Origin of the sequence: Clostridium nigeriense (genome assembly GCF_050585265.1) — a bacterium.
GTDB lineage: Bacteria > Bacillota > Clostridia > Clostridiales > Clostridiaceae > Clostridium > Clostridium nigeriense_B.
In genome coordinates this window covers 272,931-299,003 of the sequence record NZ_JBNOOE010000001.1, presented here as the reverse complement: position 1 = coordinate 299,003, position 26,073 = coordinate 272,931, and the positions used below count along the sequence as shown (strand labels likewise).

At 28.9% G+C, this 26,073-nt stretch carries 19 protein-coding genes and 1 pseudogene; 18 read left to right on the top strand and 2 right to left on the bottom strand.

What is annotated here, in order from left to right:
• Positions 1–205 precede the first annotated feature (205 nt).
• Positions 206–1,096, bottom strand: a complete 891-nt coding sequence (locus ACQPVP_RS01040; protein ID WP_430846395.1) for a LysR family transcriptional regulator — start codon at positions 1,094–1,096, stop codon at positions 206–208.
• 176 nt (positions 1,097–1,272) lie between these two features.
• On the opposite strand from ACQPVP_RS01040, the gene ACQPVP_RS01035 reads away from it, so the two are divergent.
• On the top strand, positions 1,273–2,577 hold the full coding sequence (locus ACQPVP_RS01035; RefSeq protein WP_430846393.1) for an MFS transporter: 1,305 nt from the start codon (positions 1,273–1,275) through the stop codon (positions 2,575–2,577).
• Here ACQPVP_RS01035 and ACQPVP_RS01030 read toward each other — a convergent pair.
• Positions 2,528–2,786: pseudogene (locus tag ACQPVP_RS01030) on the bottom strand (ATP-binding protein). The gene ACQPVP_RS01035 and the pseudogene ACQPVP_RS01030 sit on opposite strands and share 50 nt — an antisense overlap.
• A 245-nt stretch (positions 2,787–3,031) precedes the next feature.
• Between ACQPVP_RS01030 and ACQPVP_RS01025 the strand changes: the two are divergent.
• The 17 genes from ACQPVP_RS01025 (at position 3,032) to ACQPVP_RS00945 (ending at position 25,912) form a co-directional block, all read left to right on the top strand.
• Positions 3,032–3,850, top strand: a complete 819-nt coding sequence (locus tag ACQPVP_RS01025; RefSeq protein WP_430846391.1) for a peptidoglycan recognition protein family protein — start codon at positions 3,032–3,034, stop codon at positions 3,848–3,850.
• 320 nt (positions 3,851–4,170) lie between these two features.
• Positions 4,171–4,779, top strand: coding sequence for a TetR/AcrR family transcriptional regulator (locus tag ACQPVP_RS01020; protein ID WP_430846389.1), 609 nt, complete (start codon positions 4,171–4,173; stop codon positions 4,777–4,779).
• Positions 4,780–4,781: 2 nt separating this feature from the next.
• On the top strand, positions 4,782–6,029 hold the full coding sequence (locus ACQPVP_RS01015) for a cation:proton antiporter (protein ID WP_430846384.1): 1,248 nt from the start codon (positions 4,782–4,784) through the stop codon (positions 6,027–6,029).
• 300 nt (positions 6,030–6,329) lie between these two features.
• On the top strand, positions 6,330–7,685 hold the full coding sequence (locus ACQPVP_RS01010; protein WP_430846382.1) for a glucose-6-phosphate isomerase: 1,356 nt from the start codon (positions 6,330–6,332) through the stop codon (positions 7,683–7,685).
• Complete coding sequence (locus ACQPVP_RS01005) at positions 7,685–8,128, top strand: YaiI/YqxD family protein (RefSeq protein WP_430846380.1); 444 nt, start codon at positions 7,685–7,687, stop codon at positions 8,126–8,128. The genes ACQPVP_RS01010 and ACQPVP_RS01005 overlap by 1 nt, the downstream gene beginning before the upstream one ends.
• A gap of 126 nt (positions 8,129–8,254) precedes the next feature.
• Positions 8,255–10,321 carry a triple tyrosine motif-containing protein gene (locus tag ACQPVP_RS01000; RefSeq protein ID WP_430846378.1) on the top strand — a complete coding sequence of 689 codons (2,067 nt, stop codon included), beginning with the start codon at positions 8,255–8,257 and terminating at the stop codon, positions 10,319–10,321.
• A gap of 139 nt (positions 10,322–10,460) precedes the next feature.
• Positions 10,461–10,751, top strand: coding sequence for a hypothetical protein (locus tag ACQPVP_RS00995; protein WP_430846376.1), 291 nt, complete (start codon positions 10,461–10,463; stop codon positions 10,749–10,751).
• Positions 10,752–10,839: 88 nt separating this feature from the next.
• Positions 10,840–11,556, top strand: a complete 717-nt coding sequence (locus ACQPVP_RS00990; RefSeq protein ID WP_430846374.1) for a pseudouridine synthase — start codon at positions 10,840–10,842, stop codon at positions 11,554–11,556.
• 623 nt (positions 11,557–12,179) lie between these two features.
• Complete coding sequence (locus ACQPVP_RS00985; protein WP_430846372.1) at positions 12,180–15,485, top strand: UvrD-helicase domain-containing protein; 3,306 nt, start codon at positions 12,180–12,182, stop codon at positions 15,483–15,485.
• Between the two features lie 149 nt (positions 15,486–15,634).
• The gene (gene ligA / locus ACQPVP_RS00980; protein WP_430846370.1) at positions 15,635–17,626 is read left to right on the top strand and encodes an NAD-dependent DNA ligase LigA; all 1,992 of its coding nucleotides are present in this window, start codon (positions 15,635–15,637) and stop codon (positions 17,624–17,626) included.
• Between the two features lie 5 nt (positions 17,627–17,631).
• The gene (locus ACQPVP_RS00975) at positions 17,632–17,919 is read left to right on the top strand and encodes a hypothetical protein (RefSeq protein WP_430846368.1); all 288 of its coding nucleotides are present in this window, start codon (positions 17,632–17,634) and stop codon (positions 17,917–17,919) included.
• Positions 17,920–18,472: 553 nt separating this feature from the next.
• Positions 18,473–19,285, top strand: coding sequence for a transporter substrate-binding domain-containing protein (locus ACQPVP_RS00970; protein ID WP_430846366.1), 813 nt, complete (start codon positions 18,473–18,475; stop codon positions 19,283–19,285).
• 50 nt (positions 19,286–19,335) lie between these two features.
• The gene (locus tag ACQPVP_RS00965) at positions 19,336–19,983 is read left to right on the top strand and encodes an amino acid ABC transporter permease (RefSeq protein WP_430840855.1); all 648 of its coding nucleotides are present in this window, start codon (positions 19,336–19,338) and stop codon (positions 19,981–19,983) included.
• On the top strand, positions 19,970–20,692 hold the full coding sequence (locus ACQPVP_RS00960; protein WP_430846364.1) for an amino acid ABC transporter ATP-binding protein: 723 nt from the start codon (positions 19,970–19,972) through the stop codon (positions 20,690–20,692). The genes ACQPVP_RS00965 and ACQPVP_RS00960 overlap by 14 nt, the downstream gene beginning before the upstream one ends.
• Positions 20,693–21,005: 313 nt before the next feature.
• Complete coding sequence (locus tag ACQPVP_RS00955; protein ID WP_430846362.1) at positions 21,006–21,566, top strand: glycerol-3-phosphate responsive antiterminator; 561 nt, start codon at positions 21,006–21,008, stop codon at positions 21,564–21,566.
• A 186-nt stretch (positions 21,567–21,752) separates the two neighbouring features.
• A complete protein-coding gene (gene glpK / locus ACQPVP_RS00950; RefSeq protein ID WP_430846360.1) occupies positions 21,753–23,249 on the top strand; it encodes a glycerol kinase GlpK in 1,497 nt (498 codons plus the stop codon).
• A gap of 188 nt (positions 23,250–23,437) precedes the next feature.
• Positions 23,438–25,912 (top strand): tetratricopeptide repeat protein, encoded by a 2,475-nt coding sequence (locus ACQPVP_RS00945; RefSeq protein WP_430846358.1) that lies wholly within the window; start codon positions 23,438–23,440, stop codon positions 25,910–25,912.
• The last annotated feature ends 161 nt before the right edge of the window (positions 25,913–26,073 follow it).

The following is a 26,073-nucleotide window of genomic DNA, read 5'->3' as shown; positions in this document are numbered from 1 at the left end:
TAATATGTAGAGAGGCTAGTATATGTTACAACGTTTATAATAAATTAATAAGTATAGCTTAAAATGTTAATTTTAATGATAAGCAAGGGAGTTTGTATTCATAATGCTGTAAATGATACAATAATAGCTAATGAAATTTCTTGTATTTTCATTTGAATGAGGTTTATATTTTTTAACTAATTATTAATTTAATATGAATTTATAGCTATGGATTATTTTTTGAAATACTTTCAGTTAATGATTCAATAAATTTTTTAGAGGTTTTTGAAAATACCTGGTATTTTTTCCATACAATGCTAAGGTTGCCTTTCAGTATAGGTGAAAATGGACGAAAGCATAATTCACTATCCTCTCCTGTATAAATAAGCTTATCAAGTGCTATTGCATATCCAAATCCCTCCTTTACAAGCAAGGAAGCATTGTAAATTAAATTATAGGTTGCAACGATATTTAGATTTTGCAAATCCCTTTTCATCCAACTAGAAAATTCTCTTTGAAGTCCAATACGCTTTGGTGCAATAATAGGAATAGTCTCCAAGTCTTTTGGCTCAATAATAGATTTAGTAGCTAATGGGCAGTCCTTTCTCATCAATAATCCCCAGGTATCAGCTGTAGCTAAGTGAAGACGTTCATATTTTGATAAATCCACTGGCTCAATTATAATTCCAAAATCAAGAAGACCAGTATCTAATTTTTCCATTATTGCCTCAGCATCACCACAAAATAAATGATAATGAATATTGGGATATTCTTTAGCTAAGCTCATAGCAGTTTGAACAGCTACACTCATAGCTTCTGTTTCTCCACCACCAATTGAAATATCACCACTAATAATCTCTTTGTTAGTTGAAATTTCAGTTTCAGTTTTTTCAACCAATGAAATTATTTCTTCAGCTCTTTTACGTAGCAGAACACCTTCTTCAGTAAGAGTTATCTTTCTTTTTCCTCTAATTAATAATGTTTTTCCAAGCTCCTGTTCTAACTCCATAAGCTGTACAGAAAGGGAAGGTTGTGAAATGTGTAGGGAATTTGCTGCTTTTGTAATATTCTCCTCTCTAGCGACGGCTAAAAAATAACGTAATATACGAATATCCATTATAGTATTTCTCCTCTTTCTAACTTTAATTTTATTATAGTATAGCTACATTTATCATAGGTGTAAACTATTATAAATTATTATAAATAGGTATTTTTTATTAATTATATATTTGATTATAATTAATAAACATAAGGAGGAAGTTATTATTTATGAAAAATAAAAAAAGAATTATATTGACAATAGTTTTACTAAGTTATTTTGTTACTGCAATAGATGGATCTATTGTAATTACTGGCTTAACGAAGATATCAAAAGATTTGAGTTTGAATCAATCTACATTATCATGGGTACAAAATGCCTATATTCTTGCTTTTGGTGGATTTATTCTTTTAGGAGGACGTTTGAGCGATGTGTTTGGAAGAAAGCGGATAATAAATATTGCTCTTATATTATTTTGTGTTGGTTCTGCCCTTGCTGGAGCTTCAACAACTGCTTTTGTTATGATTTTTTCACGATTCTTTCAAGGAGTAGGAGCTGCGATATTAGCACCAACTTCTTTAGCACTACTTATGGATACTTTTGAAGGAGAAGAACGTGTAAAAGTTGTTGCTTGGTATAGCTCTATTTCTGGATTAGGTTCAAGTGTAGGACTTATTTTAGGTGGATTTTTTGCAAGTTTTATGTCCTGGAGAGATGGATTTTATATAAATGTACCACTTACTTTATTTATGTTGTTACTATCTATTAAAACCTTGGAATATAAAGAAATTGAACAAAGCAAGTTTAATATTTTTGGAACACTTCTTTCAATTACAGGGATTTTTACTTTTGTGTATGCTATAAATGGGGCAAAAAATACTGCTCTTTGCTTACTAATTTCAATTATTTTATTGACTGGATTTATTATTGCGGAAATGAAAATAAGTATACCTATTATGCCATTGGAATTATTTAAAAGTAGAACACGAACAGTTGCTTATATTGCGCGTACTTTATATATGTGTGCAATGTTTGGATTTTGGTTCTTTATTTCAGAATGTTTACAAGAGGTTTTTAAATTCAGTCCAATTTTAACAGGTTTTGCATTTTTCCCAATGACAATATCTCTGTTTATTGCAGCTATTATTGTACCTCGTCTTGTTGAAAGTTTTGGAAATAAAAATGTATTATTAATTGGTGCAATTTTTCTTATCTGTGGATTTATATGGATGCTATATCTTGATGAACAAAGTTCCTATGTTATAGGAGTTGGAATACCGATGATTTTACTAGGTTTGGGGCAGGGATTATCTATGAGTCCATTAACTAACCTTGGGATTTATAATACGAAGGCAGAAAACTCAGGCGCAGCTTCTGGACTTGTTAATGTTGCACATCAAGTTGGTGGTTCAATTGGACTATCTACTATGGTTGTATTTAGCAGAAATTCTGTATCTATGATTTCCATTTTCCATACTTCAATGATAGTTGGGTTAAGCTTCATTGTTATTATGACTGTAGTATCATTAATAATACCAAATAACCATCAAAAGCAATAACATCCTTTGTTCTATATGAAGGACCAATAATTCTAATAATATGAGAATGATGTAAAAGTCTATCAAGGATAGCATTCGTTCCCCCATTTACTAGATGGTTGATTAGTTGTTATTATCGTTGAATTATGTTCATATCTTTTAGTTATTAACTGAAAAAGTAAATTACCTACTAATTGATCAATAGGCAAATATCCAATTTCATCTGTAATAAGTACTTTATACTAACATCAGATCTCCTTTTATTTTATCTAGTTTCTTTACTATCTTTGCCTACTAAAATTATACCCTAGCATGATGGGAGTTTAAATATATATGAAGAAAGTTAATAAATTCAAAAGAATTAAAGAAAGAGATAAATACTTTTGTGAAGTTTTAAAATCAACTTTTCTAGTACGTATGTAATAATTGAGAAATATATTTCTTGAATAATTACAATAAAAGGAGAAGATTTAAAATGGCTTTAATTCAAAGACTTATTTCATCGGACAAGTATAGATTAAAATGTCCTTATTCAATGTCACCAAGAGGTATTTGTATTCATAATACTGCAAATGATGCGACAGCAGCAAATGAAATATCGTATATGCAGACTAACTCTAACTCTACATCTTTTCATATTGCAGTGGATAATAATGAAGCAATTCTTGGAATACCAATAAATAGAAATGCCTGGCATGCAGGTGATGGAGGAAGTGGAGAAGGAAACAGATATTATATTGGAGTAGAAATTTGTTACTCAAAATCAGGTGGTGATAAATTTACTAATTCTGAAAAGAGAGCAGCAAAAGAAGTAGCTGCGTTATTAAAGCAATATGGATGGACAATTACCAATATTAGAAGACATCAGGATTTTAGTGGTAAATATTGTCCGCACAGAACTCTTGATTTAGGATGGCAAAGATTTTTAAATATGATTCAAACAGAGCTTAATAACTATAATGATACTACAGAACTTTATAGAGTAAGAAAAACTTGGGAAGATGCAACACCTCAAATAGGGGCATTTAGTGTTCTTGAAAATGCTAAAAAGTGTGCAGATGAAAATCCAGAATATGGTGTATTTAATAGCAAGGGAATAAAGATATATCAACTAAGCAATAATATAGTAGTTGGATCAAAAGTAAAGGTTATTGGATCTAATTATTCTACAGGAGAAACTATACCTAATTGGGTTAAACAAAGTATTTATACTGTAAGCCAGATAACTGATAACAGAGTATTATTAAAAGAGATATCTAGCTGGGTTTATTTAAAAGATTTAGTATTAGCTTAATATTAAATAATAAAGTGAATATTAGGAAGAGTTAAAATAAGTGATTTCTGATGGGTAAATAACTACACATCAGATTTTTTTACTCTTTAGGAAATTATAAAGATGTTAGCCTTTAAATAACTTTTTTATAATTTCCCTCCTTCAGCTTTGAAGTGCTTCTATTAATTTTGCGATGACTTGGAGCTAGCAACGGAATAAGCAAAATTATATAGAAGTACTTTTTTACTTAACATTATATTCATAATAAGTTATTTACTAGTCGGTCTATAATTGATATACTATAATAGACTGAGTAGTCTATTATTATTTTGGGGGTATTTATGAAGAAAGAAAAGAAAACAGAAATTACAAAAGCAAAGATTATTACTGCAGCTATTGAAGAATTTGGGACAAAGGGTTATACTGCGTCTTCCCTTAATAATATCTGTAATAATTTTAAAATTTCAAAAGGACTAGTTTATCATAATTTTAAGAATAAAGATGAACTTTATCTTGCCTGCATTAGTAAATGTTTTTTAGAAGTGACTAAATATTTAGAAAGTCAAAATGTAGAAAGTGATTTACATAGATATATGGAATTGAGATTTATTTTCTTTTCAAAATATCCGCTTTATGCACGTCTTTTTTTTGAAGCAGTTTTACAACCACCAATAAAACTTGCGGATGAAATAAAGGAGATAAAAAAAGGTTTTGATGAACTAAATAAGAAAATTTATCATTCAGCATTGCAGGCTTTACCTTTACGTGATGGAGTAACAGAGGAGGATGCACTAGAATATTACGAACTCATGTTAGAAATGTTTAATGGTTACTTTAGTAGTTCAGCATACTCTAGCACCGATTTTACAATGCTTATTTCTGATCATGAACAAAAGCTTACAAAAATTTTGAATTTTATGTTTTATGGAATAGCAAAGGAGATTGAATAAAGATGACTTTACTTATTTTTAAATGGATTATTGCTATAATTGTTGCTTTTTTTATTGGAAAGCTAGTATCAAAGTTAAAATTGCCATCAATTTTAGGATGGCTTATCGCTGGTATGATATTAGGTCCTCATGCTCTATCAATACTTGATAGTTCAATTCTTCAAGCTGAGTGGTATGAAAATATTGTTCGTATTTTAGAGTGTGTAGTAGGACTTATGATTGGAACAGAGCTTGTGTGGAAAAAAATTAAGAAGTCTGGGAAATCAATTATTATAACAACTCTAACACAATCTTTGGGAACTTTCTTTTTAGTATCATTAGTTTTTGGAGTTGTATTCTATTTTGTTGATGGCCCTATTTATCTTGCTTTCATTTTTGGGGGAATTGCACTGGCTACAGCACCAGCACCAGCATTATCTGTTGTTAGAGAATTTAAAACAGATGGTCCTGTTACTAAAACATTGATTCCTATGGCAGCATTAGATGATATGGTTGGTGTTGTTGTGTTTTTTACAGTAATTGCTATTGTTGCAGGAAATATCTCTGAACAGAAACTACCAGGGTATATGATTCCTATTGTTGTGTTACTTCCATTAATTATTGGACTAGCTACTGGACTTTTAGCTGGTTTATTATTAAAAAAGGAACGTAAAACATTAGACACTTTAGTGATTCTTATTGGAATGATTTTAATTACTTCAGAAATAGGATTTATTTTTAATAATCATATTATGCCTAAGCCAATATTAAATTTTATGTTGATGGGTATGGCTTTTTCAGCTGCATTTTCTAATATGATAACAGAAGATAGGCTTGAGAAGATAATGAATGATTTTAATCCTATTTTAGGTATTTCAATGATTATTGTTATCTTAAATCTTGGAGCACCATTAGACTATAATTTGATTCTTGGTGCAGGTTTATTTACTCTTATATATATTGTTGCTAGAGCTTTGGGTAAATATTTTGGTGCATTCTTTGGTGCAAGCATTACAAATTCTCCTAAGACTGTTAGAAATTATTTAGGATTAACATTACTCCCACACTCTGGAGTATCTCTTGTGTTTACAGGTATTGCAGTATCTGTTTTAGCAGGTCCAGATCCTAAATCAGCAGAAATTATTCAAGGAACTATTGCTGCAGCAGCCGTTGTAAATGAAGTAATTGCTGTTATTGTTGCCAAAAAGGGATTTGAATTGGCTGGTGAATTTGGTAAAAAAGATACAGATCATATTAAATTAGAACAATAATAGCAGAGAAAATAAAGATTAATAAATATTTATTAAATTAAATGTAGGATACATATTAGAAGCCAGTTTTTATAAACTATGAGCAAGATAATATGTATTCTACTTTTCTGTTTTTAAATTAAAAAAAGGAGCATAATATAAAGGAGAAAAATTTGATAATTATTTTATAGAATTTTACAAAAAGCTATATTTAATTGAAAAAAATTTATTATATAATTTAAATTATGTTATAATATAGTAGAATTAATCAGCGTAGAATTAATCGATAGAAATTCGAAGAAAGATTCGGAGGTTAGAATGATGAATAAAGGTTTAAGATTAGACTTATCTAAGGTAGAACCATATGTTAAGTTAGAACAAGAATTAAACAATATGGAAGCAATGGTAAGATGTGCACACAGCACTCTTGAAAATGGTACAGGAGCAGGTAATGACTTTTTAGGATGGTTAGACTTACCTGTTAACTATGATAAAGATGAGTTTGAAAGAATAAAAAATGCAGCAGAAAAGATAAAGAAAAACTCAGATGCTTTAATAGTTATAGGTATAGGTGGATCATACTTAGGACCAAGAGCTGCTATTGAAATGTTAAATAGCAATTTCTATAATGTTTTAGGAAAAGATAAGAGAGAAACTCCACAAGTATTCTTTGTTGGAAATAATATTAGTTCAACATATTTAGCTGATCTTTTAGACGCAATAGATGGCTTAGACATAAGCGTAAATGTTATATCTAAATCAGGTACTACTACAGAACCTGCTATAGCATTTAGAGTATTTAAAGACTATATGGAAAAGAAATATGGTGTTGATGGAGCTAAGGAAAGAATTTTTGCAACTACTGATAAGAGTAGAGGAGCATTAAAGTCATTAGCTGATGAAATGGGATATGAAACTTTTGTAATTCCTGATGATGTTGGAGGAAGATTCTCAGTATTAACTGCAGTTGGATTATTACCAATAGCTGTAGCTGGAATTAGTATAGATGAAATGATGCAAGGGGCTGCAGATGCAAGAGAAGCATATGCAACTGATGACTTCAAAAACAATGATTGTTACAAGTATGCAGCAATGAGAAATATTTTATATAATAAGGGTAAAAACGTAGAAATATTAGTTAACTACGAACCAGGTTTACACTATTTCAATGAATGGTGGAAGCAATTATTTGGAGAATCAGAAGGAAAAGATCAAAAGGGTATTTTCCCAGCAGCAGTTGACTTCTCAACAGATTTACACTCAATGGGACAATTTATCCAAGAAGGTAGCAGAATAATGTTTGAAACTGTTCTTAATGTAGAAAAAGCAAAAAGAGAAGTTTCAATAGAAGAAGTTGAAGGAAACTTAGATGGATTAAACTTCTTAGCTGGAAAAACTATAGATTTTGTTAACAAGCAAGCATTTAATGGAACTTTATTAGCTCACAATGATGGTGGAGTTCCTAACATGGTAGTAAACATTCCAGAGCTTAGCCCATATTACTTTGGATACATGGTTTACTTCTTTGAAAAGGCTTGTGGAATAAGTGGATACTTACTAGGAGTAAATCCATTTGATCAACCAGGAGTTGAAGCATACAAGAAGAATATGTTTGCTTTACTTGGAAAGCCTGGATTTGAAGAATTAAAGGCTGAATTAGAAGCTAAATTAAAATAATGAGAATTATAGTAGATGGAGATGCTTGTCCAGGCATCTCCATTATTGAAAATATAGCAAGAAAATATGGGCTTGAATTAATAGTATTTTGTGATATTAATCATTACATACAATTAGAATATGGAGAAGTTAAGGTAGTAGATAGTGGTTTTCAAAGTGTTGATATGTATGTAGTTAATATTACTAAGAAAAAAGATATAGTTATTAGTCAAGATTATGGAGTTGCAGCAATTGCACTAGGAAAAGGTGCTTATGTTATTAATCCTAAAGGATATTATTATAATGAAGAGAATATTGACAGATTATTAGAAGAAAGACACATATCACAAAAAATAAGGCGTGCAGGTGGAAAAACTAATAATCCTAAAAAAAGGACAAAAGAAGACGACCTAAGATTAGAAAAAAACTTAATAAAGATAATAGAATGTAATATAAGAGGATAAGCTGTAGAAATATAAAATACGGTTTATTCTTATTTTTTTTGCCAGTTGACAAAATTCGTTATATATTTTGTTATGTAAATTGTATAATAATATTAGGTAATATTGAGAAAAATAGGGTGTGAGAGAATGAGTGAATTAATTATAACTTTTGATAAGGAAAGTCCAGCTTCAATAGATGAAACAATTAATATAAAGGCAATATCAGAAGGAAATGAGGAGTTGGAATACAAATTTCTAGAGGGAGTACCAGGAGAAAGAAACTTGGTCTGGAAGCAAATTGAAGATTTTTCTGATAATAGTGTATGTAAATGGAATCCTAAAAATCCTGGCGAGTATATGATAATGGTCCAAGCTAGGGATAAATCCTCAGGATTCACTAATAGTAGAAGAATGAAATATATAATTAATGGTATTGAAGAAAATGGAATTATTGAAGTTAACAATAAAAATAGTAAGTTAATTAGAGATGTAGCTATAGATAAAACAAATTTAACTTTAGGTGAAAAAATTAATTTAGATGTACTTTCTGAAGAAAGTGAAGAGTTATTGTTATATAGATTTTGGATTAGAGGGATCCAAGGATGGGAACTTTTAAAAGACTATAGTACTGAGAATAAGTTAACTTATACAACTACGAAGGTTGGAGATGAAGAAATATTAATTGAATGCAAAAGACCATCTTCAGTAAATAATATAGATGATTTTATTACTATTAAATTTAAGGTAAATGAGCAACCGGTTTTAGAAATAAACTCATTTAGTTGCCTTTCTGAAAGTCTTTTAGTTGGTGAGGAGCTTATATTTAAAGTTGGAGTTAATTATGAAAAGACAAGAACTATTTTATATAAATTTTTAAGAGTAGATTTAAATGGAAGAATAAGCTGTATTCAAGATTATTCCACTAAAAATACAGTATCTATATGTGAAAGAGAAAAGGGAAAGTATAAGATATTATGTTATGTTAGAGATATTTTCTCAAATAAAGCTTATGATGACAGGGCCGCTATTATTTACTTAGTTAAGCCATATGAGGAAATTAAAATAAGGAGTTTTTCTTCAGAATTAAGTTCACCACAATTAGCTGGTAATACCGTAAATTTTAAATCTTCTGTAATAGGAGGAAATGAAGTTTTATATAGGTATATTGTTGAAGGGCCAGTAGCAGAAGATACAGGATATATTAGAGCAAGGAATTTCAGTTGGGACACAAAGGCAGAAGGAGAATATAAGATTATCTTAAAGGTTAAGGATATATCTTTTAATGAAGGCTATGAAGATTCCAAGGAATTAAATTTTAAAATAGATAAAAAAGGTGAAAAGCCAGTTAATATATTGGAGATAAATTCAAGTAAAACAAGAGGATGTATTAAAGGAGAGCCAATAAACTTAAAAGTTAAGGCAGAGGGTGGTACACAGCTTCTATACTCTTTTATTGTATATAAGGATGGAGTTGAAAAGGAAAGAAGCAACTATGGAACAATGAATTGGGTGAATTTTACTCCAGAGGATAGTGGAGAATATGAGGTTGAAGTAAGGGTAATAGATAAATATTCTTCAAGGGAGTACGATGCACATGAATATATTTTCTTTAAAGTAAAAGATTATCAAGAAGCAGAAATAGATTATTTATTGTTATCAGAAAAAGAATTTTATTTAGTTGGAGATATAATAGAAACAGAGCTAATAACTCAAAATACTAAAAATGTTCTACTAAGATATGTAACTAAGATTAATGGACATGAAGTTGAAGATACAGGATTTATTAATAGTAAGCACGTTAAAATAAAACCAAAATGTCCGGGAAAATACACTTTTGAGATTTATGCTAAGAATATATTATGTAAAGATGAGTATGATGCGAAAAAAGAAGTTTCTTTTTATGTAAACGAAGCAACTCCAGTAACTAATACTAAGATAAAATCAGATGTCTTAGAAGTGGTTGCAGGAAAAGAAGTAACATTTGAAGTTAATAGTGAAGGTGGAAAAGAAGTTTGTTATGAGTTTTACATGATGGAAAAAGGAAATTGGACTAGAGTTCAACCTTATGGTAGGAAGAACTATTATACATTCCTTCCATATAGAAGTGGAGATTATAGAATGTTGGTTTTAAGTAAGAGTTATTATAAAAAAGTTAATTATGAAGACTATACTGATATAGAGTTTACTGTTAAGCCTCAATTTAATGTAGAATAAAAAATTAAGATAATTAAATCTACAATAGGAGGTGATATATCTGAAAAAGTTATTAATATATTTGACCTTACTTACATTTGGTACAATTTTCCTTGGGGGATGCTCTAAAAATACTAAAAGCTATATGACTGGTATATATTTGAAGTCAACTAATGGAAGCAACATTATTATTAGTGAGGATAGTAGTCCAACTCTTATGGGGAATGAAACAGGAAATGAAAATATTTTTGATGATTTGAAAAGTGGAGATAAGATAGAAATCACTTACGACTCAATCATGGAAACTTATCCTGGAAAAACAAATATATATAGCTGTAAACTTATAGAGGAAGGTAGTATAAATGATATACCTAAAGATACGTTAGATAAATTACAAGAAATGGGATGGGAATTTGACTTAGTGAGCTATCGCACAATTAAAAATGAATAATTAATTATTATTCCTTGTGTCTTTCATCTATAAGTAATAAAATAAAGCATAAAGGCTTAAAATAAAACTTAAGAAGGAAGGTGCTTTTATGGAAAGACTAGATAAGGTTTTATCTAATTTAGGATATGGAAGTAGAAAAGAAATTAAGCAAGCTGTAAAAAAAGGGCTTATAGAAGTTAATGGTGAAATAGTAAAAGATAATGGGCTACAAGTAGATCCTGAAAGTGACAGAATAATAGTTAATGGTGAAGAAATATTTTATAGAAAATATATTTATTTAATGATGAATAAACCTGATGGGGTAGTTTCTGCAACCTTTGATAATAGAGATGAAACTGTAGTTGATTTATTAGAAATTGAGCATCAAGTTTTTAATCCATTTCCAGTTGGAAGATTAGATAAGGATACAGTAGGTCTTTTATTACTAACTAATGATGGTGAATTAAATCATAGATTAATATCGCCTAAATGGAAGGTAGATAAGATTTATTATGCAAAGATAGATAAGAAAGTAACTGAAGATGATGTTAAGAAATTTAAAAAAGGTATAACATTAGATGATGGATACTTATGTAAAGAAGCTACACTTGAGATATTAGAAGCTTCAGATGAAGGATCTGAAGTAATGATTACTATTCAAGAAGGAAAGTACCATCAAGTAAAGAGAATGTTTGAAGCTGTAGATAAAAATGTGATTTACTTAAAAAGAGTAGAATTTGGAACGTTAAAACTAGATGAGGATTTAGAAGAAGGCGAATATAGGGAGTTAACAGAAGAGGAAGTTAACATTTTAAAAGGATTTTAACGAATATTTGAAAAAAATGAATTGAAATCATTCATAATATGATAAATATACAATAATATTTTCAAAATACCTTGCATTTTATACAGATTTGCACTATAATAATTCTGCAAGGATAAATAAAAGGAATAAATAGCCCCCTTTTTATTTATTGCTTATTGCTAAGGCGCAACCTAGCCCCAAGGGTTGCGTTTTTTTGTTTTTATAAATAAATGTAATTGTTTTCTGTATTGAAATTATTATCAATATTAATAGGAAAACAATTACAGTAAACTTTCAAATAAGATGAAATTAACTAATTTATTATATATATTTGATAGAAGTTTTAACAATAATTGCATAATAGAATATATTTAATTTCAAATATGAATAAAAAAAATTAAAATATATAAAATATGAATTTAATATTGCATAAAATAGATTATATTAACTTAGAATGAAGGAAGTATTAGAAAAAGAGATATTCTAAGTTTTTAAATTAAAAAACTCCTTAGGGAGTTTTTTTACTTTAGACTGTATCAGAGATTTATACATTAAAAATCATATAATTGATTTAACACTTTTAGGCAACAATATAAAAGATATGTATGATATAATATGTTAGTAATATGAAAGGAGCTGTATAGATGGATTTAAAGTCATTACTTAATAAAGAACAATACGAAGGAGCTACTACTGTAGAAGGTCAAGTATTAATACTAGCAGGGGCTGGTTCAGGTAAAACTAGAGTTTTGACATATAGAATGGCTCACATGATAGATGATTTAGGAATTTTACCATATAAAATTTTAGCAATTACTTTTACTAATAAAGCTGCTAAGGAAATGAAAGATAGAGTTAAAGCGCTAATAGGTGAAAGAGCTGAAGACATGTGGATATCAACATTCCACTCAACTTGTGTAAGAATACTTAGAAGAGAAATAGAGAAGCTTGGATATAAAAAGAGTTTTACAATTTATGATACTTCAGATCAAAAAACTCTTATAAAAGAATGCATGCAGGCATTAAATATAAACGATAAAGATATAACCGATAGAGAAATAATGGGTAAGATAGGTAAGGCAAAGGATAATATGCAAAGTCCTTCTAGCTTTAAGAGAGAAAATGAAAGTAATTTTAGAGAAAAGAAAATTGCTGAAGTTTACGAAATGTATCAAAAAAGACTTAAGGAAAATAATGCTTTAGACTTTGATGATTTAATATTTAAGACAGTAGAATTATTTAAAAAAGATAGAGAAACTTTAGAGTTTTATCAAAGAAAATTCCAATATATTATGGTAGATGAGTATCAAGATACAAATAAAGTTCAATATGAATTAATTAGACTACTTGCAGAGAGTCATAAGAATATCTGTGTGGTAGGAGATGATGATCAATGTTTAGTTGAAGGAACTTTAGTTGAATCTGAAAGTGGAAAAATAAGTATAGAAAATTTGAAGGAATCAAATAAGGTAAGAGTTGCGGTAGGTAATGGTGACACTAAGTTACTGGATGTTAAGAATATTTCTAAAAGAAATTATGAAGGCAAGATAGTAAAAGTAACTACTGAAAGTGGCAAAGTTATTAAATCAACTCCAAATCATTTAACATTTTCTAGAGTATTAATTGAAGAAGGAAAATATTACGTATATCTTATGTATAAAAATGGATACGGATATAGAATAGGTCAAACTTCATCAATTAGAAGTAGAGAAAATAGAAAAGCTAGTGGATTAGCAGTTAGGTTAAATGGAGAAAAAGCAGATAAAATGTGGATAATAAAGGTTTGTTCATCAAGAGGAGAAGCAACTTATTATGAAGAATTTTATTCTGTTAAGTACGGTATTCCTAAGATAGTATTCAATTCAAGAGGAAGAAACATAACTTTAAGCCAAGAGCAAATAGATAATTTATTTAAGGAAATAAATACCTTTGATGCAGCAGATAGGTTAATGGATGAAGAGTTTTTATATAAAGATTATCCACATCATTTAAGTTCTGCAGTAATTAGAGGAGAAAGTGTACGAAAGTTAATAAACTTAAGCTTTTTCGGTGGGCGTAAGTCTGAAGAAAGAGGTATCTATTCACATAGAATAGGATTAAACTCTTCAGGAGAAGAAGATAAAAATAAATTTATAAATGCAGGCTTTAATGTAAGAGATGGTCAAAGAAAGACTTTCAGGATAGAAACAGAAAGAGCTTTATATGATGATGCAGAAGAATTTTCAAGAAAGCTTGAAGAGGTTAATGATGAATTCGAAATAGTTAGAAAGGCTAAATTAACTTCAGATAATACTTTTAAGTTTATGCCTATGGGAAGTTTAAAGGAAGGTATGGCACTAGCTATATTAAAAGATAATAATATAATTGAAGATAAAATAGTATCTATAGAATTTGAAGATTATAATGGAAATGTCTATGATCTAAATATAGATTATGCAAGAAATTATATAGCTAACGATATAGTAGTTCATAATTGTATCTATCAATGGAGAGGGGCTGACATTAGAAATATTCTAGACTTTGAAAAAGATTATCCTAATGCAAAAGTAATAAAACTTGAGCAAAACTATCGTTCAAAGGGAAATATACTAGATGCAGCTAATGTAGTTATAGTTAATAATGCAAATAGAAAAAGTAAGGTTTTAAGAACAGAGCAAGAGTCAGGTAATAAAATTAAAATTTATAGAGCATATGCAGATTCAGATGAAGGAAATTTTGTAGCAAGCCAAATTAATAAAATAAAGAATGAAGAAAATAAGAGCTTTAAGGATTTTGCAATTCTTTATAGAACTAATGCTCAATCACGTATATTTGAAGAAAGCCTAAGAAGAAATGATATTCCTTATAAAATTCTAGGAGGAACAAGATTCTACGATAGAAAAGAAATTAAGGATATGCTTTCATACTTAAAGGTATTGGTGAATCCAACAGATAGCATAAGTTTAAAAAGAATAATAAATGTTCCAAAGAGAGGAATAGGAGATGCAACTGTTAATAAAGTTGCTGATTTTGCTGACGATTATGAAATACCTTTATGGGATGCTTTAAGTACAGTTAGAAATATTCCAACTCTTACTGCAAGAAACTGTGGAGGAATAGAAGTATTCATGGAAATGATGAATAGATTCATTGATATGAGTGAAGTTCTGCCTGTATCAGTTTTAATTGAAACTATATTAAAGGAAACAGGATATCTATCTGAATTAGAAAAGTCAAAGGAAATAGAAGATAAGAGTAGAATAGAAAATTTAAAGGAATTAGTATCTGATGCAGTTGATTTTGAAAAAAGTAATGAAGATAAGAGTTTATCTGCATACCTTGAAAAAGTTTCTTTAGTTCAAGATACAGATAAGCTTGAAGAGGAAGATGACACAATAGTTTTAATGACTGTTCATAGTGCTAAGGGGCTAGAGTTCCCAGTAGTATTTATGGTTGGAATGGAAAATGGAATATTCCCAGGAGTTTCTTCATTTGATAGTGAATCTGAAATGGAAGAATCAAGAAGGCTATGCTATGTTGGAATAACAAGAGCTAAAGAGCAATTATTTATGACTTCAGCAGAGGTTAGAAGACAATTTGGAAGAACTGTAGCCTATCCTCAATCTGATTTTATAGCAGAAATTAAATCAGACTTAAAAGAATATGTTTCAACTACTGGAGGAGCACAGGAGAGTAGAAAATCAATGTTCCCAAGTAATAATAGATTTAATAATCCACATAGCTTAAGAGGAAGCTCTATGACTATGACAAAACCACAATCTCCAAAGCAAACATCTAATGTATCAGGAGATGATGTCACCGTAGGAAGAAAAGTTAAGCATAGCAAATTTGGAGTTGGAACAATAGTATCAATAACAGATACAGGAAGCGATAAGAAACTAACTATAGCTTTTGATAACCAAGGGATAAAGATACTTATGCTTTCATTAGCAAACCTAGAACTGCTGTAGCAGAATGTATAATGAATAATGAAGAATTTAGAATTAATGAATAAACTCCTGGGGAGTTTATGAATAGAATTATTTTAGTGATTTAAAAAAATTACATATATAATTCTTCATTTTTAATTTTTAATTTTTCATTTAAAGAGGTGTTTTGTTTGGATAAAAAGAAAAGAATTGAAGAATTAGTAGATGAATTAAATAGATATGCCTATGAGTATTATTCTTTAGATAATCCATCTGTTACAGATAAAGAATATGATGAAAGGTATTATGAACTAAAGGCTTTAGAGGAAGAAACTAATTATGTTCTTCCCTATTCTCCAACATTAAGGGTTGGTGATAGAGTATTAGAAGGCTTTACAAAATATACTCATAAGGCTAGACTTTGGAGTTTAGATAAGGCTCAAAGTATTGAAGAGCTTAAGGATTGGCATAATAGAAATCTTAAGTTTATTAATGAAATGAATGCAAGGGGAGAAGATTTACCGTCTCCTAGATATGTATTAACTAAAAAGTTTGATGGATTAACAGTAAATTTAACTTATGATGAAAAAGGAATTTTAGTTGCAGCAGCTACAAGAGGAAATGGGGAAGTTGGAGAAGAAGTTTCTGCTCAAGTTAAGACTATAAAATCTATTCCATTAAAAATAGATAATAGTGATATGTTTGAGATTCATGGTGAGGCTATAATGACTACAGAAGCCTTTAATAATTATAATAAAACTGCAGATGTACCTCTTAAAAATTTAAGAAATGGAGCAGCTGGAGCTTTAAGAAACTTAAATTTAAAGGAAACAGCAAAGAGAAATTTATCTGCATTTTTCTATGATGTAGGATATAAAGAAGGGAAACCTTTTAAGACTTACGAAGAAATGTTAAACTTCATAAAACAAAAGGGATTTCCTATGGATGACTATGCTAGATACTGTACAACTATTGAGGAAATAGAAAAAGAAATAGACTATATTAATGACATAAGATTTGACTTAAATTACGATATTGATGGAGTAGTTATAGCTATTGATGATATAAGAACTAGAGAGCTTATGGGATATACAGTTAAGTTTCCAAAGTGGGCTATAGCGTATAAATTTGAAGCTCAAGAAGCAACAACAAAGCTTCTTGATGTTGAGTGGAATGTTGGTAGAAGTGGAAGAGTTGGACCAACAGCTATATTAGAACCAATAGAACTTGCAGGAGTAACTGTAAAGAGAGCAACTTTGAACAATATAGATGATATAAGAAGAAAAGGTGTAAGGATTGGTGCTGAAGTATTTGTAAGAAGATCTAATGATGTTATTCCAGAAATTATGGGAGTAGTTGAAGAGTCATTAGAAGGAACAGAAGAAATAAATGTTCCTAATAATTGCCCAGCTTGTGGGGGACACTTAGTTCAAAATGGAGTTCATTACTTCTGTGAAAATACATTATCTTGTAAACCTCAAATGGTTAAGAGTATAGTTCATTTTGCCTCTAGAGATGCAATGAATATTGAAGGATTTTCTGAAAAAACTGCTGAACAATTATTTGAGAAGTTAGACATTAAATCTATGGCAGATTTATATAAGCTTAATAAGGATGAGTTATTACAATTAGATAAATTTGGACCAAAGAAAGCCCAAAATCTTTTAGATGCAGTTGAAAAAAGTAAAGATTGTGAATTATATAGATTTATATATTCTTTAGGGATTCCTAATGTAGGTGTAAAAACTGCAAAAGATCTAGTTAATAAATTTAAATCTTTAGAAGGATTAAGGAGTGCAACATTTGAAGATTTAGTATCTGTTCAAGATGTTGGAGATATAGTAGCACAATGTGTTTTAGAGTTTTTTAAAGAAGAAAAAGCATTAAAGACAATAAATGAACTTTTAGAACTTGGGGTTAATCCAAGATTTGAAGAAAAAGAAATAATAGCAAGTCCTTTTGAAGGAAAAACTGTAGTAGTTACAGGTACATTAAATAATTATTCAAGAGGAGAAATTAAAGCTGAATTAGAGCTTTTAGGAGCTAAAGTATCAGGTAGTGTTAGTAAAAAGACAGACTTTGTAATAGCTGGTGAAGAAGCAGGATCAAAGTTAAATAAAGCCCTTGAACTTGGTGTAAAAGTATTAAGCGAAGAGGAGTTTGAGGGGTTAATAAAGGAGTAAAAGAAATGAAAAAGTTTGATGTTAAGGATATTTTTACATTTATATGCACAATAGCGGTAATTATAACAAGTGTAATTATTATACTTACTTTTTTAACGACATATCATTTCATAAATAATATGCCTATATTTAACTCATACCTTCCTTTACAAATAGGACTATGCATTACTATGGCATTATGGGCCTTAGTATTTATATTAAATAGATATGGTAAGGAAAAGTATATTTATTCAATAATATGTATAAATATTTCTGTTGTTTCTTTATTTTTTATAATGAACTCAGTAAGATAGGAACTGTCGCACAATGAAAAATTAAGAATGAAAATTAATGAAAAACTCCAGAAGGAGTTTTAAAAGAAATTAATTTTAGTAATTTTGTAAGACTTACATAAATAATTCTTCATTTTTAATCTTTAATTTTTAATTCTTAATTTTATATGCTTGTGCGGCAGTTTCATATATTTTCTTTAGAATGGGTATAGAAATGTTAATCTGTGAATAACCTTTTATAATTTATTTATACTTATATTAATTTTAAAATTGAAACTATATAAACAAACTATAAATAATTGTATCTGACAACTTTAATTTATGCATAAACTTTCAATTAGAAATATATTATCTGCATAAATTTTCTGAAAAAATGAATATCAAAATTCGACTATGTAGACAATAATCAAGATATTATAAGAAATATAGTTACAATTTTTATAATGATTTTAATAAAAAATTATAATTATATATTTTTTATTAAAATTTATAAAAAAACTATTGCATAAAAATAATAAAATAGTGTATAATTATGCTATGTTAAATAAAGAGAAAAAAATAGGGGGATAAATAAATGAAAAAAGGAATATTAAAAAAATTATTAGCTGTGACTATTGTTGGGGTTATGGGATTAGGTTTAGTAAGCTGTGGTTCAAAAGAAGACAAGCTATCAGCAATTAAAAAATCAGGAAAGCTAGTAGTTGGTTTAAGTGCTGACTATGCACCATATGAGTTTCATATAGTAGATGAAAATGGAAAAGATCAAATTGTTGGATTTGATGTTGATATAGCAAATGAAATAGCTAAAGATCTTGGAGTAGAATTAGAACTACAAGATATGAACTTTGAAAATTTAGTAGCTGGAGTTTCTACAGGAAAAATAGACTTGGCTATATCTGGAATTACACCAAATGAAGAAAGACAAAAAGCAATAGATTTTTCAGATATTTATTATACTGCTGAACATGGAATATTAGTAAGAGCAGAAGATAAGGATAAGTATAAAACTTTTGAAGATTTAACAGGTCAAAAAGTTGGAGCGCAAATGGGTGCTATTCAAGCCGACATTGCAAAAGAAAAAGTTAAAGATGGAGATATTCAACTTTTATCTAATGTTAATGATTTAGTTATGGCTTTAAAAGGTGGAAAAATTGAAGCATTAGTAGTAGAATTACCAGTAGCAGAAATGATAGTTCAAAATAATCCAGAGCTTACATTGGCAGAAGAAAAAGTAACAGACTCTGAAGGTGGATCAGCAGTAGGAATTCAAAAAGGTCAAGATGCTTTAGTAGAACAAGTAAATGCTACAATAAATAGAATCAAGGAAGAAGGATTATTAGATCAATTTATTATAGATGCTACTGAGTTAGCACCAAAACAAAATTAGTAAGGAGAGTGTAAGTTTTGTCACTAGATTTTAGTATATTAGCTGGAAATATGCAATATTTCTATGATGGAGTTAAAATGACGTTATTAATATCACTTCTAAGTGTTTTACTTGGAGTTATATTTGGTGCATTATTAACTCTTATGAAAAGATCAAAGTTTAAAATTGGAAAGGTGAAGCCTTTAAGTATATTGGCGACAGCTTATATAGAAATAATTAGAGGAACACCAATGTTATTACAAATAATGTTAGTTTACTATGGGTTTGATCAATTATTTGGAATAGATATGAAGGCTATAACAGCTGGTATAATAGCAGTTTCTCTAAATTCAGCAGCATATGTTTCAGAAATTATAAGAGCAGGTATAGATGCTGTAGATAAGGGGCAATTAGAAGCTGCAAGAAGTCTAGGTATGAATCAGTTTATGGCTATGAGGCTTATAATAATACCTCAAGCAATTAAAAATATTTTACCGGCTATAGGTAATGAATTTGTTACAGTAATAAAGGAATCCTCAATGGCATCAGTAATAGGTGTTGGAGAAATTATGTATAGCGCAAAAGTTATTACAGGACAAACATATAGATCCTTTGAACCTTTAATTGTAGCAGCAGTATTCTATTTTGTTATTACATTCACTCTTGGAAGAGTTGTTAATTATATAGAAAGGAGAATGAAGGCTAGTGATTCACGTTAAAAATTTGCATAAATATTTTGGAGAAAATGAAGTTTTAAAAGGTGTTAATGATCAAATAAAAAAAGGTGAAGTTGTAGTTGTTATAGGGCCTTCAGGATCTGGTAAAAGTACTTTTTTAAGATGTTTAAACTTATTAGAAGAGCCAACTAAGGGTGAAATAATATTCGAAGGAGAAAATATAACAGATAAAAATATTAATATAAATAAAATAAGAGAAAAGATGGGGATGGTATTCCAACAATTTAATTTATTCCCACATAAGACGGTTTTAGAAAATATAACGATAGCACCTATAAATGTAAAAAATAAATCAAAGTCTGAAGCAGAAGAAAAGGCAAAAGAATTACTAAAAAGAGTAGGTCTTTTAGATAAAGCAGGTGCTTATCCAGCATCATTATCAGGTGGACAAAAACAGAGAATAGCTATAGCAAGAGCATTAGCTATGGAACCAGATGTTATGTTATTTGATGAACCAACATCAGCTTTAGACCCTGAGATGGTAGGGGAAGTTCTAAGTGTTATGAAAGACCTTGCAAAGGAAGGTATGACTATGATAGTTGTAACTCATGAAATGGGCTTTGCAAGAGAAGTTGGAGATAGAATTATATTCATGGATGGAGGAAATATAGTAGAACAAGGAACTCCTGAAGAAATATTTGATAATCCTAAAAATCCAAGAACCAGAGACTTTTTATCTAAAGTACTGTAGTGCATTCGCAATTAAAAATTAAGAATATAAAATTATTGATAAAACTCAGCTTTAGGCTGAGTTTTTTTACTTTTTAGTAAGATACAAAGTATATATTCTATAATTAAGATAATTAAAAGTTTCTTTTAAATTAGTAATCAGTTCTAAATAATTAATAATGATACTAAATATTAATAGGACACTTTAATTTGTAATACTAAAAATATGTATGAAAAAGTAAAACGTATATAATTGACAGCAGAGAATTAAAAGTGCTAGAATGAAATTGTTTTTGTAAATAATTTCAATAATAGCTTTGAAAGTTGGAGATAGAGTGATTAATTTTAAAGAAATATTAGAAGAAAATCCTGTGGTAGCTGCTGTAAAAGATAATGAGGACCTAGAAGTTGCACTAAAAAGCGATTTGAAGGTTATCTTTGTTTTATTTGGGAATATTATTAGTATTAAGGATATAAGTAAAAAAATATTTGAAAATAACAAGATAGGTATTTTGCATATAGATCTGGTAGAGGGTCTTTCTAGTAATGAGTTTGCTTTAAAATTTATTAAAGAAAATACTGATTTCAAAGGCGTAATAAGTATAAAGCCACAGGTGTTAAGAAATGCTAAGAAACTTGGCTTTATAGTTATTCAAAGAGTATTTATGATTGATAGTTTATCTAAAGAAAATATGAAAAATCATTTAGTAAAAGAGTGCGATGCTGTAGAAATACTTCCAGGATTACTTTTTAAGGTAATTAAGGAGCTTTCATCAACATTAGACAAGCCTCTAATAGCAGGAGGTCTAATATCTGATAAGGAAGATGTAGTTGAGACATTAAAAAGTGGTGCAACTTGTATATCTACAACTAAAAAAGAAATATGGTTAATGTAGTAGAGATTTAGAGATAGACTACATAAAATTGTTTCGGCAGTTTTATGTAGTTTTTTATTTTTGCTATTTAAAAATTCTTTAATATTCATTCCTTTAATACCAATTATTGAACCTATAATTGGGGGAATATTTGGTAGTCTATTATTTGATTTTATTATAAAATTATAAATGAAGGAGTGAGAAGTTATGAAAAAATATATTATAGCTTTAGACCAAGGTACTACTAGTTCAAGAGCAATAGTATTTGATAAGGAGCAAAATATATTAGGAGTAAGTCAAAAGGAATTTACTCAAATTTATCCTAAAGAAGGTTGGGTAGAACATGATCCATTAGAAATATGGGCAACTCAATATGGGGTTCTCCAAGAAGTTATAGCTAAGACTAATATTAGTCAAGATGAAATAGCAGCTATTGGAATAACAAATCAAAGGGAAACAACTATAGTATGGGATAAAAATACAGGGAATCCAGTTTATAATGCAATAGTCTGGCAATGTAGAAGAACAGCTGATATTTGTGATAAATTAAAAGCAAAAGGATTAGAAGGCTATATTAAAGAAAGTACAGGGTTAGTTGTTGATGCTTATTTCTCAGCAACTAAAATAAAATGGATTTTAGATAATGTTGAGGGTGCAAGAGAAAAAGCTGAAAGAGAAGAATTATTATTTGGAACTGTAGATACATGGCTTGTATGGAAGCTTACTAATGGAAAAGTACATGTTACAGATTATACAAATGCTTCTAGAACAATGCTTTATAATATAAGAGAATTAAAATGGGATGATAAGATTTTAGAAGAATTAGATATTCCAAAATCAATGCTACCAGAGGTTAGAGACTCATCTGAAGTATATGGAGATACTAATCTTGGAGGAAAGTCAGATATAAGAGTTCCTATTGCTGGAATAGCAGGAGATCAGCAATCAGCATTATTTGGTCAAACTTGCTTTGAAAAGGGAGAAGCTAAAAATACTTATGGAACTGGATGTTTCCTATTAATGAATACTGGAGAAGAAATCATTGAAAGTAAAAATGGACTACTAACTACTATTGCAATAGGGATAGATGGAAAAGTTCAATATGCTCTAGAAGGATCTGTATTTGTTGGTGGAGCAGTAGTTCAATGGTTAAGAGATGAATTAAGGTTAGTTAATGATTCTGCAGATACTGAATACTTTGCTAAAAAAGTTGATGATAATGGTGGAGTATACATAGTACCAGCCTTTGTTGGACTTGGAGCTCCACATTGGGATATGTATGCTAGAGGTGCTATATTTGGATTAACAAGAGGGACAAATAGAAATCATATAATAAGGGCAGCATTAGAGTCCATTGCATACCAAACAAAGGATTTAATAGATGCTATGACTGAAGATATTGGAGATAAGCTTAAGGGAATAAAAGTAGATGGAGGAGCAAGTAGAAATAAGTTCTTAATGCAATTCCAAGCAGATATATTAGGAAATAATGTAATAAGACCAATAATATCTGAAACTACAGCATTAGGAGCAGCATACTTAGCAGGTATTGCAGTAGGATTTTGGAAAGATAAAGAAGAAGTTAAAAAGTTCTGGCATAAGTCAGATGAATTTGAACCTAAATTAGATTCAGATACAGTAAATAAATATTATAATGGCTGGAAAAAAGCCGTTAATAGATCGTTAAAGTGGGAAGAAGAATAATAGAAGGAGCTGTCGCACAAACAGCTCTCTTTTAATGTAAAATTAGTTGAGGAGATAGATATTATATTCTGGTGACTTAGAGCCTAAGACTAAGTAAAGAATACAATATCTATCTCCTTTTTTGTTCTATTAAATAAATCTAGAAATAAAATAGTAGTAAGAAATATAAGGGGGATATAGAGCTTAAAATGAAATACAAATTTGATTTTTTATTACTAGAATTTAAGGATATTTACTATATTTTGAATAAGATATGGATGGAAGAGGATTTAAATATAATAAACTTAAGACTTATAAAGTTAATTAAAGAAATAATAATAACAGCTCATTTGAACAATAAGATATTTTATGATTCAGATAATTCTTTAGAAGAAAATATAGAACTCCTTTATAAGAAAGATATAATACCCTATGACTTAATGAGATATATAGCTAATTACTCAGAGGAATTGCAATATTTTAAATATTTATTAAATAACAAATTAAGTGATGAAAGAATAAAGGATTATGAGGAATTAATAAAGAATGAAGATGTTATTTATGAGGCTTGTGTATGGCTTGCTATAAAATGTGGTGAAGAAGACTATTCATTGTTTATAAACAAATTAAACGAAGAAGAGAAGAACATATTTAATAAATATATAAATCTTAATACTGAAAAGGATTATGAAGATATTGATAATTTTAATTCCTTTGAAATGGATGGTTTTGAAGATGAATATATAGAAGATGAAGAAGAGATATCTTCTGAAGAAAACTTACTAACAGGAGAATTATACTATTTAGGAAAAAATGTTGAGAAAGATTATTTTAAAGCAAAAGAATATTTTGAGAAGGCTGCTAAAGAAGGAAATGAACATGCTGAAAGCTATTTAGGATTATTTTATGAAAAAGGTTATGGAGGAGAAAAGGATATTAATAAAGCTCTTTATTGGTATAAGAAGGCTGCCTTAAAAGGAAATATATTTTCTCAATACTCGCTAGGATTTATATATTATGAAGGAGAATTAATTGAGAAAAATTTAGAATGCTCATTTAAATGGTACAAGGAGGCAGCAGAGAAAGACTTTGCCCCAGCTCAGTATGCCTTATCATATCTTTATAAAAATGGAGAAGGATGTGAGCAAAATAATTTTAAAGCTTACTACTGGCTTGAAGAATCTGCAGATAATGATTTCGAAGATGCTTATTATATTTTAGGACAATCTTACTTAGAAGGAAACGGCATAGATACTAATTATAAAAAGGCATTTTTTTATTTGTCTAAAGGAGCTAGTAAAGATGATAAAAGTTGTTTAGAAAGCCTTGGAGATATGTATTATTGGGGATTATATGTAAAAGAAGATAAAGAAAAAGCATTTTCTCTATATGATAAAAGTGTAGCAGAAGGTAATATAGGACTTTATTATAAAATAGGTAAATTATATGAAGCAGAAGAAAAATTAGAAAGAGCATTATTGAATTATTATAAAGGTCATAACAATGGAGATTTTAAATCAAGTCAAAGGCTTGGTGTAATGTATATAAATGGGGAAGGGGTTAAGCAGGATAGAACAAAAGGGCTAGAATATATTAAGGTTGCAGTAGATGGAGGAGACACACATAGTATATATATAATGGGTTTAGCCTTTTTAAATGAAGATAGAGAAAAGGCAATGAATTATTTATTAGAAGCATATAGAAAGGGCTCATACTATGCAGCAGAAGTTCTTGCAAGGGAAGGAATAAGAGATTATTTAAGTAAAAAAGAGATTAAAGAGGTGGATATTTTAGGATATGTAAACACTGCTATGGAAAATGGATTGCCTATTGGAACATATTACCATGGGCTTTTAAATCACTATGGAATATCTGTAGATAAAAATGATGAAATGGCCTTTGTTCATTTTATAGAAGCTGCAGAAAGAGGTTGTGAAGAAGCAATGTTACAAATAGCAAACTGGTATAAACACGGAATATTTTTATCTAGAGATATAGATAAGGCAATAGATTGGTATGAAAAGGCAGCAGAAGGATTGAATTTAAAAGCTATTATGGAACTTGTAGAAATTTATGAAAAAGGTATTGGAGGTAAAGAAGATTTTATTAAGGCATACGAAGGAGCTTTACTTTTAAAGAGAATAGATATAGTTGAAGGAAATCTGAAACTAGCATACTATCATTTTAAAGGAATAGGAGTAGAAGTTTCAAAGAATAAAGGAAATAAATATATAAATGAAATATTAACAATTAATGAAGGAAGAGCCTATGATTTATTAGGACAATTATGTGAAGAATCATTATTAGAAATACCAGAAGAAGAGGCTATTGGATATTATTTAAAAGCAATTTCATTAGGGGAATTAAATGGATACTCAAATTTAGAGTATTACTTATATAAAAGAGGAAGAAATATAGAAGAATATGAACTAACTGAATATAAGCAAAGATCAAATAATAATCCTAAAAGCTTGTATGTAAAAGCAATGAAAAAAATAGACTATGGAGAAGATAATAAAGATATATTAAATGAAGATATTAAGTTATTAAAAGAAATTATTTATTTAGGTTTTTATGATGGAATAAATGACTTAATTAATATCTATAAAAAAGATAAAAGTACTGAAGGATTAATTAATTTTTATAAATATAAATCGATGAAGGCATATTATAATATAAATTGATTATAAGAAAAAATGGAGAATCTAAACTTGTTAGATCCTCCATTTTATATATGATTATGAATACAATAATTACAACCCACAAATAATTTATCAATTCACTTTTTATATATTAATATTTTACTAATGAAATTAGTTAATAGCATACTAACAATATAGGAAAA

Excerpts from the sequence above, each read along its gene's own strand:
- ACQPVP_RS00975 (WP_430846368.1), top strand. The coding sequence starts at position 17,632 with ATGAAAAAGTTTGATGTTAAGGATATTTTTACATTTATATGCACAATA.
- ACQPVP_RS00985 (WP_430846372.1), top strand. The coding sequence starts at position 12,180 with ATGGATTTAAAGTCATTACTTAATAAAGAACAATACGAAGGAGCTACT.
- ACQPVP_RS01025 (WP_430846391.1), top strand. The coding sequence starts at position 3,032 with ATGGCTTTAATTCAAAGACTTATTTCATCGGACAAGTATAGATTAAAA.
- ACQPVP_RS00990 (WP_430846374.1), top strand. The coding sequence starts at position 10,840 with ATGGAAAGACTAGATAAGGTTTTATCTAATTTAGGATATGGAAGTAGA.
- ACQPVP_RS01040 (WP_430846395.1), bottom strand. The coding sequence starts at position 1,096 with ATGGATATTCGTATATTACGTTATTTTTTAGCCGTCGCTAGAGAGGAG.
- ACQPVP_RS01000 (WP_430846378.1), top strand. The coding sequence starts at position 8,255 with ATGAGTGAATTAATTATAACTTTTGATAAGGAAAGTCCAGCTTCAATA.
- ACQPVP_RS00965 (WP_430840855.1), top strand. The coding sequence starts at position 19,336 with ATGCAATATTTCTATGATGGAGTTAAAATGACGTTATTAATATCACTT.
- ACQPVP_RS00945 (WP_430846358.1), top strand. The coding sequence starts at position 23,438 with ATGAAATACAAATTTGATTTTTTATTACTAGAATTTAAGGATATTTAC.
- ACQPVP_RS01015 (WP_430846384.1), top strand. The coding sequence starts at position 4,782 with ATGACTTTACTTATTTTTAAATGGATTATTGCTATAATTGTTGCTTTT.
- ACQPVP_RS01020 (WP_430846389.1), top strand. The coding sequence starts at position 4,171 with ATGAAGAAAGAAAAGAAAACAGAAATTACAAAAGCAAAGATTATTACT.
- ACQPVP_RS00970 (WP_430846366.1), top strand. The coding sequence starts at position 18,473 with ATGAAAAAAGGAATATTAAAAAAATTATTAGCTGTGACTATTGTTGGG.
- ACQPVP_RS01005 (WP_430846380.1), top strand. The coding sequence starts at position 7,685 with ATGAGAATTATAGTAGATGGAGATGCTTGTCCAGGCATCTCCATTATT.
- ACQPVP_RS01010 (WP_430846382.1), top strand. The coding sequence starts at position 6,330 with ATGAATAAAGGTTTAAGATTAGACTTATCTAAGGTAGAACCATATGTT.
- glpK (WP_430846360.1), top strand. The coding sequence starts at position 21,753 with ATGAAAAAATATATTATAGCTTTAGACCAAGGTACTACTAGTTCAAGA.